12 protein-coding genes and 1 pseudogene are annotated in these 13,965 nt (G+C 68.3%); 3 read left to right on the top strand and 10 right to left on the bottom strand.

The window, feature by feature from the left end; all coding sequences use genetic code 11:
- The first annotated feature begins 108 nt into the window (after positions 1-108).
- Genes TY51_RS19980 through TY51_RS01530 form a run of 3 tightly spaced genes read left to right on the top strand, consistent with a single transcriptional unit; the run spans position 109 to position 3,679 of the window.
- Positions 109-726 carry a thermostable hemolysin gene (locus TY51_RS19980; protein ID WP_052649650.1) on the top strand — a complete coding sequence of 206 codons (618 nt, stop codon included), beginning with the start codon at positions 109-111 and terminating at the stop codon, positions 724-726.
- Entirely contained in the window at positions 723-2,090 is a 1,368-nt protein-coding gene (locus TY51_RS01535; protein ID WP_052649648.1) for a class I adenylate-forming enzyme family protein, read from the top strand. The genes TY51_RS19980 and TY51_RS01535 overlap by 4 nt, the downstream gene beginning before the upstream one ends.
- Positions 2,087-3,679: a cytochrome P450 gene (locus tag TY51_RS01530; protein WP_081994646.1), complete on the top strand. Its 1,593-nt coding sequence runs from the start codon at positions 2,087-2,089 to the stop codon at positions 3,677-3,679. The genes TY51_RS01535 and TY51_RS01530 overlap by 4 nt, the downstream gene beginning before the upstream one ends.
- A gap of 21 nt (positions 3,680-3,700) precedes the next feature.
- On the opposite strand, the gene TY51_RS01525 is transcribed toward TY51_RS01530, so the two are convergent.
- From TY51_RS01525 to TY51_RS01485, 10 genes and pseudogenes are all read right to left on the bottom strand, one after another.
- A complete protein-coding gene (locus tag TY51_RS01525) occupies positions 3,701-4,801 on the bottom strand; it encodes an ABC transporter ATP-binding protein (protein ID WP_042245011.1) in 1,101 nt (366 codons plus the stop codon).
- A gap of 14 nt (positions 4,802-4,815) precedes the next feature.
- Positions 4,816-5,628, bottom strand: a complete 813-nt coding sequence (locus tag TY51_RS01520; protein ID WP_042244950.1) for an ABC transporter permease — start codon at positions 5,626-5,628, stop codon at positions 4,816-4,818.
- Positions 5,625-6,497 (bottom strand): ABC transporter permease, encoded by an 873-nt coding sequence (locus TY51_RS01515; protein ID WP_042244948.1) that lies wholly within the window; start codon positions 6,495-6,497, stop codon positions 5,625-5,627. The genes TY51_RS01520 and TY51_RS01515 overlap by 4 nt, the downstream gene beginning before the upstream one ends.
- Positions 6,498-6,581: 84 nt before the next feature.
- On the bottom strand, positions 6,582-7,352 hold the full coding sequence (locus tag TY51_RS01510) for a squalene/phytoene synthase family protein (protein ID WP_042244945.1): 771 nt from the start codon (positions 7,350-7,352) through the stop codon (positions 6,582-6,584).
- Entirely contained in the window at positions 7,349-8,758 is a 1,410-nt protein-coding gene (gene cysS, locus TY51_RS01505) for a cysteine--tRNA ligase (RefSeq protein WP_042244942.1), read from the bottom strand. Before cysS ends, TY51_RS01510 begins: the two co-directional genes overlap by 4 nt.
- A 33-nt stretch (positions 8,759-8,791) precedes the next feature.
- Entirely contained in the window at positions 8,792-10,015 is a 1,224-nt protein-coding gene (locus TY51_RS01500) for a glycosyltransferase (protein ID WP_042244939.1), read from the bottom strand.
- Positions 10,012-10,845: an ATP-binding cassette domain-containing protein gene (locus TY51_RS24450; RefSeq protein WP_373960216.1), complete on the bottom strand. Its 834-nt coding sequence runs from the start codon at positions 10,843-10,845 to the stop codon at positions 10,012-10,014. Before TY51_RS24450 ends, TY51_RS01500 begins: the two co-directional genes overlap by 4 nt.
- Positions 10,846-10,863: 18 nt before the next feature.
- Positions 10,864-11,645, bottom strand: a pseudogene (locus tag TY51_RS24445) (ATP-binding cassette domain-containing protein); the annotation flags it as partial.
- A 65-nt stretch (positions 11,646-11,710) separates the two neighbouring features.
- Positions 11,711-12,814: an ABC transporter permease gene (locus tag TY51_RS01490; protein ID WP_042244936.1), complete on the bottom strand. Its 1,104-nt coding sequence runs from the start codon at positions 12,812-12,814 to the stop codon at positions 11,711-11,713.
- Complete coding sequence (locus tag TY51_RS01485) at positions 12,814-13,896, bottom strand: microcin C ABC transporter permease YejB (protein ID WP_042244932.1); 1,083 nt, start codon at positions 13,894-13,896, stop codon at positions 12,814-12,816. Before TY51_RS01485 ends, TY51_RS01490 begins: the two co-directional genes overlap by 1 nt.
- Positions 13,897-13,965: the final 69 nt, after the last annotated feature.

Raw genomic sequence — 13,965 nt, 5'->3', positions numbered from 1 at the left:
AACGGAAATCGGAGCCTCACGGCGTCGTGATGGCGGCGCCGGGGCCTGTAAGCCTGCTGCAAGCTTCGGCGGTCAGACGGGGGGCACGAACCACGCAAAGGCCCCGCCATGCATGCACTGCGCCACCTGTCCGACCATGCCATGCACATGCAGATCCTGTCACCACCCGACCCCGGCTGGCAGGCCGCAGCCCTGATGATCCAGTCGCATTTCCACGACACCTACGGGGCCACCATGACCCTGCCCGCGGTCCCGCTGGCCGTCGCACGGTCGGCATCCGGCGCGGTGCTGGGGGCGGCGGGGCTGCGCGATGCGGCGGCGGGGTTCTTTTCGCAGGTCTATCTGGACCAGCCGGTCGCCCGGCTGCTGACCGAACGCAGCGGGCGCGAAGTTCGCGATGACGACATTCTGGAGGTCGTGTCGATGGCCTGCCCCCGCCCCATCGCCACCCTGCCCCTGATCGAGGCGATCGCCGCTGATGCCCGCCTGCGCGGCAAAAGCTGGGGCCTGTTCACCGCCACCGCCGCCCTTGTCGCGATGCTGCAGCGGACCGGCGTGCCGCTGCTGGCGCTGGCCCCGGCGCGGGCCGAATGCCTGTCCGATGCGGCCTGCTGGGGCCGGTACTACGACGCCGACCCGTGGGTCTGCGCACTGGCCGAACGGTCAGAGCCGCTGCGCTTCATGCCCCGCCCGTCCCGCATCCTTCGCAAGGTTTCCGCCCAATGACCCCGATCTTCGACGCCCTCGCCCGCCATGCCCGCCAACGGCCCGACGCCACCGCGTTTCGCGACGGCGACCGCCGGATCAGCTGGGCCGATCTGGCCCGGACCGTCGGTCGCACCGCCGCGGGCTTTACCGATGGCCCCCGCACTGTGGGCCTGCGGCTTGTCGGGCTGGACTATGTCATCGCCGATCTGGCGGCGACGCTGGCCGGATGCCGCGTGGTGCCGGTGCCGGGCTTCTTTTCGACCGGGCAGGTCGACCATCTGCTGGCGGATTCGGGGGCCGCGCTGATCGACCTGCTGCCACAATCGGACAGGTCGCTGCCGCTGGTTTATGCGGGGGGCGCGGACCGGGTGATCTATACCTCGGGGACGACGGGGCGGCCCAAGGGGGTCGTGCTGGGCGACCGCCAGCTGACCGCCCAGACCCGCGCGCTGGCCGCGGCCATCGGGGCCATGCCGGACGACCGCTATCTGTCCGTCCTGCCGCAGGCGCAGCTGCTGGAACAGATCTGCGGCATCTTCGTGCCGGTGCTGACCGGCGCGGAAACCGTCATCGCGGCCGAAGGGGCGGCCTGCCTGTTCACGGGCGACGGCACCGCCCTGGCGCGCATTGCCGCGGCCTGTCGCCCGACCGTGACCGTGCTGGCACCGCGCCAGCTGACCTTGTGGGTCGCGGCCCTGCGGCAGGGCGCACGGGCGCCGGACAGCCTGCGCTATATCGCCGTGGGCGGCGCGCCCGTCTCGCCCGCCCTTCTGGCCGAGGCACGCGCCCTGGGCCTGCCCGTGGCCGAAGGCTATGGCCTGTCCGAGGCATCGTCGGTCGTGGCCATGACCCCTGCGGGCGGCACCGCGATGGTCCCGCTGGATGGTATCGACCTGCGGATCGATGACGGAGAGATCGTGGTGGATGGCCCCGCCGTCATGTCCGGCTATCTGGGTCACGCGCCCCATCGCGGGCCGTGGCGGACTGGCGATCTGGGCCAGTTGACCGATGGACGCCTGACGGTGCTGGGGCGGCGCGACGCGATGATCCTGCGCGCCTCGGGGCGCAACATCGCGCCGGAATGGGTCGAGGCTGCGGCCCTGGCCGATCCGGCCATCCCCGCCGCCGCCCTGATCCTGACCGAGGGCGACCGGCTGATGCTGGTCCTGGCGGCCACGGGCAGCCCCGACATGGCGGCGCTGACCGCGCGGCTGGCACGGCTGCCCGACTATGCCCGCCCTGACGCGCTGGTCTTTGCCGACCCGCGAGAGGTCGGACTGACCCGCCCGTCGGGCACTGCCGACCGTCAGGTGGCCGCGCGGATCGCCCGCTGTCCCGGCGCGCTGCTGGTGCCGCTGCCCGCCGCCGGGGTGGCGGCATGACGGTCCTGATCACGGGTGCCGGGTCGGGCATCGGACGCGCGCTGGCGATCCAGGCCGACCGTCACGGCCATCGCCTGATCCTGGTGGGCCGCCGCGCGGCACCCCTGGAACAGACCGCCGCCGGATTGCGCGATGCGTTGGTCCTGCCGGCGGATGTCACCACCCCCGACGGCCGCGCCGCGATCGCGCGTGCGGTCGCGGGAACCGGGCTGGACATCCTGATCAACAATGCCGGCATGGTGCCCTCCGGCGCGGCTGGCACCACCGACGACGCCCAGATCGCGGCCACGCTGGCGCTGAACGTCGCCGCGCCCATGGCGCTGACCCGCGACCTGCTGGGCGCGCTGCCGGAACGGCTGTACGGCGCCTGGATGGCCGAATTCCGCAATCCGCTGATCCACAGCTTCTTCTGCAACGACCCGGCGCTGATCTGGCTGATCCTGCAGGACCGCCCCGGCGATTTCCCGAAATCGAACCGCATGCGCGAGGGGCTGGCGCCGCTGCTGGGCAACGGGGTCTTCATCGCGAACGGCGCGGACTGGGCGCGCCAGCGGCGCATCATCGACCCGGCCTTCGACGGCGGCCGCCTGCGCGACAGCTTTCCCGCCGTGCTGGATGCCGCGCGTGCCGCCAGCCAGCGCTTGGAACCGGGGGTGCAGGACGTTGAGCCCCATGCAGCCCATGCCGCCGCCGACGTGATCTTTCGCACCCTGTTTTCCCTGCCCGTCGAACACCGCATCGCCGCTGACGTGTTCGAGGCGTTCCGCGACCATCAGGCGGCGCAGCCGCTGGTGAACCTGGCAGCCCTGCTGCCCCTGCCCGCATGGATGCCGCGACCGCATTCGCACCGCACCCGCGCCACCGCCGCGCGCATCCGCGGGCTGATCCGCGACCTTGTCCGCGACCGCGCGCGCGCCATCGCGGCGGGCACCGCGCCCGACGATCTGGCGACGCGGATCATGACCACCCCCGACCCGGACACCGGCACGCCGTTTTCGGAAGCCGAGATGATCGACCAGGTCGCGGTGATGTTCCTGGCGGGGCACGAGACCAGCGCATCCGTCCTGGCTTGGGCGCTGTGGTTGCTGGCGGCCCATCCTGACTGGCAGGACCGCGTCGCGGAGGAGGCCGCGACCCTGGACGATTTCGCCAGCGTCAGCGGATTGCGCGCCACCCGCGCCGTGTTCCGCGAGGCGCTGCGCCTGTATCCCGCCGTCGCCATGTTCGTGCGCGAGGCCACGACCGCCGAGACGTTTCGCGACCGTCATGTGCCGCGCGGGGCGCAGTTGGTGATCTCTCCGTGGCACCTGCACCGGCACAACCGGTTGTGGGACCGGCCCGACGATTTCGACCCCGCCCGGTGGGACACGACCGAAGGCCGCGCCAGCGCCCGCGCGGCCTTTCTGCCGTTTTCAGCCGGACCGCGCGCCTGCCCCGGCGCGGGGCTGGCGATGATCGAGGGGGTGGTGATGCTGGCCGCCATCACCGCGCGATGGCGGTTGCAGGTCACGGACCGCCAGCCGATGCCCGTCGCCCGACTGACGATCCGGGCGCGCGACGGCATCTGGGTCAGCCTGACACCGCGCTAGCGGAACAGGCCCCCCTTCGCGTCAGCGAAAAAGCACCAGCGATCCGGGCGACCACGCCAGCCGCGTCCGCGTGCCGACCTCCTGGACGTCGCGGCCAAAGACGTTGCGCATGGAGATCCGGACGGTGCGCGATTTTCCGTCGCTGCGCGCCACCCCGTCCAGGCTGAGGTCGTAATAGGTCATGTCGCCGTAATAGACGACCTCGTCGATGGTGGCGTTGGTTTCGCGGGGTTGGGTATGGGTCGCGCCCGCGCCAACGAGGGTCATGGTTTCCGGGCGGAAACCGATCACCGCGCCTTCGTCGTCGGGATTGGCGCGGCTGATCTGGCGTTCTGGCAGCTCGACCTGGCCCAGGCCCGCGACATCGACGGTGACCATGCCGCCCGCCTCCGACAGGATCGTGGCGGGCAGGAAATTCATCACCCCGATGAAATCCGCGACCCGGCGCGTGGCCGGGCGGGCATACAGCGCCTCGGGGCCGTCCAGCTGTGCGATCTCTCCCTCGAACATGACGGCGATGCGGTCGGACATGACCAGCGCCTCCTCTTGGTCATGGGTGACCAGGACAAAGGTGATGCCCACCTGCCGCTGCAGCTTGATCAGCTCGACCTGCATCTGTTCGCGCATCTTGCGGTCCAGCGCGGACAACGGCTCGTCCAGCAGCAGCACCTTGGGCTTCAGGATCAGCGCGCGGGCCAGCGCCACCCGCTGCCGCTGGCCCCCGGACAGGGCATGGGCGGACCGCGCGCCGTATCCCTTGAGGCCGACCATCGCCAGCGCCTCCTCGACCGCTGCGGCCTTGTCGGCCTTAGAGCGCGGATCGCGGCGCAGGCCGAAGGCCACGTTCTCGGCGACGGTCAGGTGTGGGAAGATGGCATAGGACTGGAACACCATATTGGTGGGCCGCTTGTTCGCGGGCACCTCCTCCATGCGCTTGCCGCCGATCAGGATGGCGCCGTCGCTGATATCCTCGAAGCCCGCGATGGTGCGCAGAAGCGTGGTCTTGCCGCAGCCCGATGGGCCCAGCAGGGAGAAGAACTCTCCGGCCCGGATGGTCAGGTCGATCCCGCGCAGCGCGTGATAGTCGCCGTAATACTTGTGGACGCCCTTGCATTCGATCATCGGCTTGGCTTCGGTCACATCAACCCTCCGGTGGGCTTGCCGCCGATGCGGGCATTGCCCCGGCGGCGGAAATATTCGCCGATCGCCAGAAGGACGATCGACAGGATCACCAGCACCGTGCCCAACGCCATGATGACGGGGATCGCGCGCGGAAAGCGCAGCTGGCTGAAGATATAGGTGGGCAGCGTGGGCTCGTTCCCCGCCAGAAAGAACGCCAGGATGAATTCGTCCAGGCTGATGGTGAAGCTGATCAGCAGCGCGCTGATGATGCCCGGCATGACCAGGGGCAGCGTGACCAGCCGGAACGCACCCCATTTGCTTTCGCCCAGGTCGTAAGCCGCCTCCTCCAGGCTGCGGTCCAGCGATGAGAATGCCGTGGTCAGCACGGCGATGGCATAGGGCATGCAGATCAGCGTGTGCCCCGCGATGACCGTCATCAGCGACAGTTGCACCCCCATGCCCAGCAGCACGACCAGCAGCGACATGGCCACGATGATTTCCGGCAGCACCATGGGCAGCATGATGAACCCCATCATCCCGCCCTTGCCCGGGAACACGAACCGGGTCGAGGCGCGTGCCGCGAAGATGCCGAAACACGTGGCCAGGATCGACGACGCCACCGCCACCGTCAGCGAATTGGTCAGCGCCCGGCGCAGCGTCGCATCGGCCCACATCTGTTGGAACCAGTCGGTCGTCACCCCCTGCAGTGGAAAGGCGATGATCGTGCCGGAATTGAACGCGAACATCGGCAGCAGGATGATCGGCGCGTACAGGAACAGCAGATAGAAGATGGCATAGGCCTGCAGGCCGCGTCCCTGGCGGTTCATTGGCGCACCTTGAGGAAACGACGGTTGAGGAACAGGAAGATCAGGCTGACCACCGCCACGATGGCCATCGCCGTCACCGCCAGCGCGGATCCCAGGGGCCGGTTGTCCAGCGCCAGCATCTGGACCTGGATCAGGTTGGCGATCATGGGGATCTTGCCGCCGCCGATCACCTCGGGTGTGACATAGTCGCCGATGGTCGGGATGAACACGATCAGCACCGCCGCGATGACGCCCGGCATCGCCAGCGGCAGAGTGACCCGCCAGAAGGTCATCAGCCGGCTTTCGCCCAGATCGCGCCCGGCCTCCAGCAGCGAGCGGTCGATCTTTTCCAGCGCCACGAAGATCGGCAGGATCGCGAAGGGCGCATAGGCATGGGCCAGCGTCAGCACGATCGCGTTGGTGTTGTAGAGGATGAAGGTCAGCGGCTCGTCGATGATGCCAAGGCCCGTCAGGGACGAGTTGATGACGCCATTATATCCCAGGATCACTTTCCACAGGAACACCCGGATCAGATAGCTGGTCCAGAAGGGAATCGTGATCAGGAACAGCCACATGGCCTTCTTTTCGGGCCGCACGCAAAAGCTGACGTAATAGGCGACCGGAAAGGCCATCACCACGGTCGCCAGCGTCACGATGGCCGCCACGACCAGCGACCGCAGCATCACCGTGCGCACGATCGGATCGGTCAGCACCTGGGTATAGTTGTCCAGCGTGAAGTCGCGGATGATCTCAAGATAGCCGTCGGTCAGAAAGCTGTAGGCCAGGATGGTCAGCAGCGGTGCCGCCAGGATCACCAGCGCATACAGGAACGGCGGTGCGATCAGCGACAGCCCGGCCCGCGCCTGATCGTCGAACTTGGCCTTTGCCATGGCGATCCCCCTCCGTCCGCCCCGCCGGGCCTTTCGCAATTGCTGTCACAGGCCGCGCGCAAGGAAAAGAGGTTTCTGGCCCGCCTAGCGCCACCAATGCCCGGTCAGCGCCAGCCGCGCCAGCGACGCGCGCCGTTGAAACGGCGTGATCGGGGTCGTGGCCTCGAACGGATCGGTGCGCCCGGCCATGATCTCGGACAACAGGCGCGGCACGCGGGGCCCGGGATACAGCGCTGCCGCCGCCCGGCGCGGCAGCTTGCGGTGCATCCGCGCCGCCATGCGCAACCCGTCGCGCGCCTGTTCGGCCAGCGTCTGCGCGTCCTCGGGGCGGGCCGGTTCCAGCCCCAAGCGGACTGCCTGCAATTGCGGCAGCGCGCGCAGCCACGCGGCCAGACCGGCCCCGCGCGCCTGATGGGCCACGATCTCTCGCGCGCCCTCGGGCGCGCCGCAGCGGCGCGCGGCGGTCCACATCAGCGCGCCCGCCGTCGCATCGACATAGGCCAGCACCGCCTGCGGCCCGTCAAACGGCTGGCGTTCGCAATCCCTGCGCCGTGCCTCGGCCAGGTCCGACAGGGCGCCCGCATCGGTCCCCCAAGCTTCCCACAAGGGCGTCAGCACGTCATGCAGCGGCGGCGCGGTGCCCTGCCCCATCTGCTCCAGCCGGTCGATCCACCATTGCAGCCGCATCTCGGCCAGCATCGGCTCGGCCGACTGGAACGGCGCGCGGGCGATCTCCAGATTCAGCGCGTACAATGTGACCAGCGCCGGGCGGTCCGCCGCCTCGGCCACCAGCACCGCGCCGAACCGGTCAGGGTCATGCTGGCGCAGCGCCTCGGTGCAGGCCTCCAGGGTCATGTGCCGTGGGTCCGGGCCAGATCGGCCAGCCGCGCCGGGTTGAACCCTGCGGCCAGCGACCATTCCGGGCCCTGGGCCGTATCCTTGACCTCGACGCCCGCCGCCGCGAACCCGTCGCGGATCGCATCCGCCCGCCCGAAATCACGCGCCTGCCGTGCCGCCAGGCGCGCGGCCAGCAGTGCTTCGATCTGGCCTGCCGCTTCGCCATCGGCCTGTGCCCACTCTCCCATGCCCGGCAACAGCAGCCCCAGCATCCGGGCCGACGCCAGCAGACCTGCCGCATCCTCCCGGCCCGCCAGGTCGTGCAACACCGCGATGGCACCCGCAGCGTTCAGGTCATCGGCAAGCGCCTCGATCAGCGCGGGTGCCGGGCTTGTTGCGGGTTCGATGCCCGCAACAAGCCCATGCCACCGCCGAAGCACGGCTTCGGCCTCCTGCGCCTTCGTCTCGGTCCAGTCCATCGGCTTGCGGTAATGCGTGGACAGCATGACGAAACGGATCACCTCTCCGGGCACGCCCCGATCCAGCAGGTCACGGACGGTGAAGAAGTTGCCCAAGGACTTGGACATCTTCTTGCCTTCGACCTGCAGCATCTCGTTGTGCAGCCAGACATTGGCGAAGCCCGCTTGCGGGTGGGCGCAGCAGCTCTGCGCGATCTCGTTCTCGTGGTGCGGGAATTGCAGGTCGATGCCGCCGCCGTGGATGTCGAAATGCGGCCCCAACAGCGCCGCCGACATGGCCGAGCATTCGATGTGCCAACCCGGACGCCCCCGGCCCCAGGGGCTGTCCCAGCCAGGCAAGTCGTCCGACGACGGCTTCCATAGCACGAAATCCATCGGATCGCGCTTGAAGGGCGCCACCTCGACCCGCGCGCCCGCGATCATGTCATCGACCGACCGGCCCGACAGTTGGCCGTAATCGGGGAAGGACCGCACGTCGAACAGCACATGCCCCTCGGCCTCATAGGCGTGGCCCTTGGCAATCAGGTCCGCGGTCATCGCGACCATCTGGCCGACATAGGCCGTCGCCCGCGGCTCATGGTCCGGGCGCAGCGCGCCAAGCGCATCCATGTCGGCGTGATACCAGCCGATCGTCTCCTCGGTCCGCTCAGCGATCAGCGCCTCCAGCGACAGGTCGGACCCGGCCGCGCGGCGGCGCTGCGCCTCCGCGTTGATCTTGTCGTCCACGTCGGTGAAGTTGCGCACATAGGTGACCGCCCGGTCGCCGTATTCGTGCCGCAGCAGCCGGACCAGCAGATCGAAGACCAGCACCGGCCGGGCGTTGCCCAGATGCGCGCGGTCATAGACGGTGGGCCCACACAGATACAGACGCACATTGGCCGGATCGATGGGGACAAAGTCCTCCTTGCGGCGGGTGCGGGTGTTGGTCAGCCTGATCTGCGTCATGATGCGGCCCTTTTGGCAAGCGTGGCCAAGGGTCTATCGCATCGCGCCCTGGCTTTCCACCCAGGCAATCTGGCGCGGCAGCGATTGCGACGCCAGATCATAGCCCCCCAGGATGGTGGCCCGCGCCGCCTTGCGGATCGCATCGGCCTGCGGGTCGCCCTCCAGCCCCCGGATCAGGGCGCCCGACAGCGCCGGAATGTCGAAGAACGGCACCAGCCGCCCGTTCACTCCGTCGGTGATCAGCTCGCGCACCGGATCGGTGTCGGATGCCACGACATAGGCCCCCGCCGCCATCCCCTCGGTCAGCGACCAGGACAGAACGAACGGATAGGTCAGATAGCAATGCACCCGCGCGACCTGCATCAGCGACAGATAGTCGCCATAGGGCACGCGGCCCAGGAAATGCACCCGCGACAGGTCCAGCCGGCCCCCGACCTCTGCCAGCAGCTTGTCCTTCCAGCTGTTCGCATCGCGCGGCTTGGCACCATAGCTGGTGCCCTCGGCCCCGACCAGGACGACCTGCGCGTCGGGACGCGCGGCCAGAACCTCGGGCAGCGCCCGCATCAGGACGTGAAACCCGCGATAGGGCTCCAGCGAGCGGGACACAAAGGACAGCACCTCATCCCCCGCGCGCAGGGTCGGGCCGTCCGGCAGGGTCAGGCGGGCTGCGGGGTCCGGGGCCACGCGGGCGGTGTCGATGCCGTCATGGATGACGGTGATCTTGCCGCGCAGGTCCGGGGGAAAGCTGTCGGCCTGATAGCGGGTGGGCGCGATGGCCGCATCGGCCTGCACCATCGCCTGGACCAGATGCGCGGACCGCGCGACGGTCATGAACCGCACCTCGTCCCGGTCGGGGCTGATCTCGGGGTCAAAGCCCACGTCATGGCCGCGGGTGCGGTACATCAACTCGGCATAGACCAGCAGGCGGGCGTGGGGCCAGACTTCCTTCAGGAACAGCGTCTCTCCCCAGCCCGGATGGCCGATGACGATGTCGGGGTGAAACCCGTGACGGTCGCGCAGCGCGCGCGCCCCACGCGCCGCCAGCAACCCGCGTTCGACATGTTCGGCATAGGTCCGGCCCAGGGCGCTGTCGGTCTGCACCGCCCCCGGCGCCTTGTAGCGCAGGGTCCGGATCGGGCTGGGCCGCTGGTTGTTCTCATCCGTCAGGGCCAGCACCTGATGCCCGCGCGCGGCCAGGGCAGGGGCCAGATGCGGGAACTGGCCCGGAAAGTTCTGGTGGACGAACAGGATCTTCATTCGTGGATCGGAAAGGCCGCGCGCAGCAGGGCGCGGGTGTAATCCTGCTGGGGCGCGTCAAAGATCTGGGCGACGCTGCCGTGTTCCACGACCTCTCCGGCGCGCATGACCATGATGTGATGCGCCATCGCGCGCACCACGCGCAGGTCGTGGCTGATGAACAGATAGGCCAGCCCGTACTTCCGCTGCAGGTCGCGCAGAAGGTCCACGATCTGCACCTGCACGGTCATGTCCAGCGCGCTGGTCGGTTCGTCCAGCACGACGACCTCGGGGCGCAGGATCATCGCGCGGGCGATGGCGATGCGCTGGCGCTGACCGCCGCTGAATTCGTGCGGATATCGGTGCATCAGGTCTGGGTTCAACCCGACCTCGGTCATGATCTCGGTGACCATCTGGCGGCGGTCGCGGCCCGGCTCGACGCCGTGGACGCCCAGGCCCTCGGTGATGATCTGCTCGATCGTCATGCGGGGCGACAGGCTGCCGAACGGGTCCTGGAACACGATCTGCATGTCGCGGCGCAGGCGGCGCAGCTGGCCGCTGGTCCAGGTCTGGATGTCCTGGCCCAGATACAGGATCGGGCCGTCGCTTTCGATCAGCCGCATGATCCCCAAGGCCAGCGTGGTCTTGCCCGACCCCGATTCGCCGACGATGCCCAGGGTCTCGCCCGCGCGCAGCGACAGGGTCGCGCCGTCCACGGCCTTGATATGCCCCGTCACCCGGCGCAGCAGGCCGCGCTTGACGGGAAACCAGACCTTCAGGTCGCGCGTCTCGACCAGGACCGGCGCGTCGGGGGCGACCGGGTCGGCCTGGCCCTTGGGTTCGGCGGCCAGCAGTTTTTGGGTATAGGGGTGCTGGGGACGGGCAAAGATGTCCTCGACCGCGCCCTGCTCGACGATCTCTCCGTCCTTCATCACGCAGACGCGGTCGGCGATGCGGCGCACGATGCCCAGGTCGTGGCTGATGAACAGCATCGACAGCCCTTCGTCGGCCTTCAGCTCGGCCAGCAGGGCCAGGATCTGGGCCTGGATGGTCACGTCCAGCGCGGTGGTGGGTTCGTCCGCGATCAGCAGGTCGGGACCGTTGGCCAAGGCCATCGCGATCATCACGCGCTGACGCTGACCGCCCGACAGCTGGTGCGGATAGTCGGCCAGGCGCGTTTCCGGGTCGCGGATGCCGACGCGGGTCAGCAGCTCGATGATCCGCGTGCGCGCTTGGCCCCCGACAGCCCCTGGTGCAGGGCCAGGCTTTCCGACAGCTGCTTTTCCAGCGTGTGCAGCGGGTTCAGCGAGGTCATCGGCTCTTGGAAGATGAAGCTGATGTCGTTGCCGCGGATCTCGCGCAGGGTGCGGTCGGACGCGCCGACCATCTCGCGGCCCGCATATTTCACCGACCCCTGCACCTCGGCCGAGGCGCCCAGCAGCTGCACGGTCGACAGCGCGGTGATCGACTTGCCCGACCCGGATTCGCCGACCAGGGCCACCGTCTCACCCCGGTTGATGTGAAAGCTGACGCCCTTGACGGCGGCGGTCAGGACGCCCTCGGACCGAAAGCCGATGCGCAGGTCGGTGACGGCCAGCACCGCGTCGGTGGAGGGCGCGGGCACAGGGCGCGCCTGCGATGCGCCGGGCATCGACCCGCCATGCTGTTCTGCCACGGCGGGCATGGCGCCTGCGGCGGGGCGGACGGGCTGATCGCTCATCGGAAGGTCTTTCGGGGGTCGAAGGCATCGCGGATGCCCTCGAAGATGAACACCAGCAGCGACAGCATGATCGCGAAGGTGAAGAAGGACGTGAAGGCCAGCCACGGCGCCTGCAGGTTCTGTTTCGCCTGCAAGGCCATCTCTCCCAGGGATGCCGCCCCGGCGGGCAGGCCATAGCCCAGGTAATCCAGCGCGGCCAACCCGCTGATCGTGCCGGTGACGACGAACGGCATCATCGTCAGCGTGGCGACCATCGCGTTGGGCAGGATGTGGCGGAACATGATCTTGCGGTCGCTGACGCCCAAGGCACGCGCCGCGCGGACATATTCGAAGTTCCGCGCCCGCAGGAATTCCGCCCGCACCACGCCCACCAGCGCGGGCCAGCCAAACAGGATGGTGACGAACACCAGCAGCCAGAAGCCGCGCCCCAGGATCGCGAACAGGATGATGATGACGTACAGGCTGGGCGTCGATGCCCAGATCTCCAGCACGCGCTGGAACACCAGGTCGGTACGGCCGCCGAAATAGCCCTGGATCGCGCCCGCCGTGATGCCGATGGTCGAGGCCACCACCGTCACGATCAGCGTGAACAGGATCGAGGTGCGGAACCCGTAGATCACCCGTGCCAGCACGTCGCGCGCGGTGTCGTCCGTGCCCAGCAGGTGGTTGCCGTCGGGCGCGGACGGCGCGGTTCCGACGTTGTTGATGGTGCGATAGTGATAGGGGATCGGCGGCCAGATCATCCAGCCCTGTTCCGCCTCTGGCACGTCCGTGGACCCCGACCGCACCGCGGCCATGAAGCCGTCGGGCTCGTCCCAGCATTCCTCTCGGCCGCCGCTGACGATCAGGCACTGCACGGCCTCGTCGCGATAGATCGCCTCGGTCCCGAAATCGCCGCCGAACGCCGTTTCGGGATAGAAATTATAGGCGGGCCAGTACAATTCGCCCTGATAGCGGACGACGATGGGTTTGTCGTTGGCCACGATCTCGGCGAACATCGCGGTCACGAACAGGACGCTAAAGATCACCAACGACCAGAAGGCGCGCCCGTTGCGGCGGAAGTTGCGCCAGCGGCGGCGGTTCAGTTCCGACATCGCCATCAGCCGGCCCTTTTCTCAAAGTCGATGCGCGGATCGACAAAGACGTACATCAGGTCGGACAGCAGGCCGACCACAAGGCTCATCAGGCCGAAGACATACAGCGTGCCGAAGATCACCGGATAGTCGCGCTGGACCGCGGCCTCGAAGCCCAGGCGGCCCAACCCGTCCAGTGAGAAGATCGTCTCGATCAGGATCGACGACCCGAAGAACACGCCCAGGAACATCGCCGGAAACCCCGCGATCACGATCAGCATCGCGTTGCGGAACACGTGGCCGTACAGCACCTTGCGTTCGGTCAGGCCCTTGGCGCGGGCGGTCATCACGTACTGCTTGTTGATCTCGTCCAGAAAGCTGTTCTTGGTCAGCAGCGTCAGCGTGGCGAAACTGCTGATCGTCGCGGCGATCACCGGCAGGGCGGCGTGCCAGGCATAGTCCTTGACCTTGCCCCAGACGGACAGGTCCGAGAAATTGTCCGATGTCAGGCCGCGCAGCGGAAAGATCTGCCAATAGCTCCCGCCCGCGAACAGCACCATCAGGATGACCGCGAACAGGAATGCCGGGATCGCATAGGCCATGATGATCACGCCCGACGTCCAGGTGTCGAACCGCGACCCGTCACGCACCGCCTTGCGGATGCCCAGGGGGATCGAGATGACATAGGCGATCAGCGTCGACCACAGCCCCAAGGTGATCGACACCGGCATCTTTTCCAGCACCAGGTCCATCACGCTGATCGACCGGAACCAGCTGGTCCCGAAATCGAAGCGGATGTAATTCCACAGCATGGAAAAGAACCGCTCGACCGGGGGTTTGTCGAAGCCGAATTCCTTTTCCAGCTGCGCGATGAATTCGGGCGGAAGGCCGCGCGCGCCCTCGTATCCCGCATCGCCGCCCAGTTGTTCGGCGCTGTCGGCGGTGGCGCCGGCCAGGTTGCCCAGCACGTCGCCCTCGCCCCGGACCTGAGCCGCGATCTGTTCGATCGGGCCGCCGGGGACGAATTGCGTCAGGGTAAAGTTCACCAACATGATCCCGATCAGGGTCGGGATGATCAGCAGCAGTCGCCGCAAGATATAGGCGCCCATCAGCGCATGCCCTTCCCCGTTCGGTGCGTGCCCCTTGGCGGGGCCTTGTCGTTATCTGGGCTTGTCGGC

This window comes from Paracoccus sp. PAMC 22219 (assembly GCF_000787695.1).
Taxonomy (GTDB): Bacteria; Pseudomonadota; Alphaproteobacteria; order Rhodobacterales; family Rhodobacteraceae; genus Paracoccus.
This window is presented reverse-complemented; position numbering and strand designations above follow the sequence as displayed.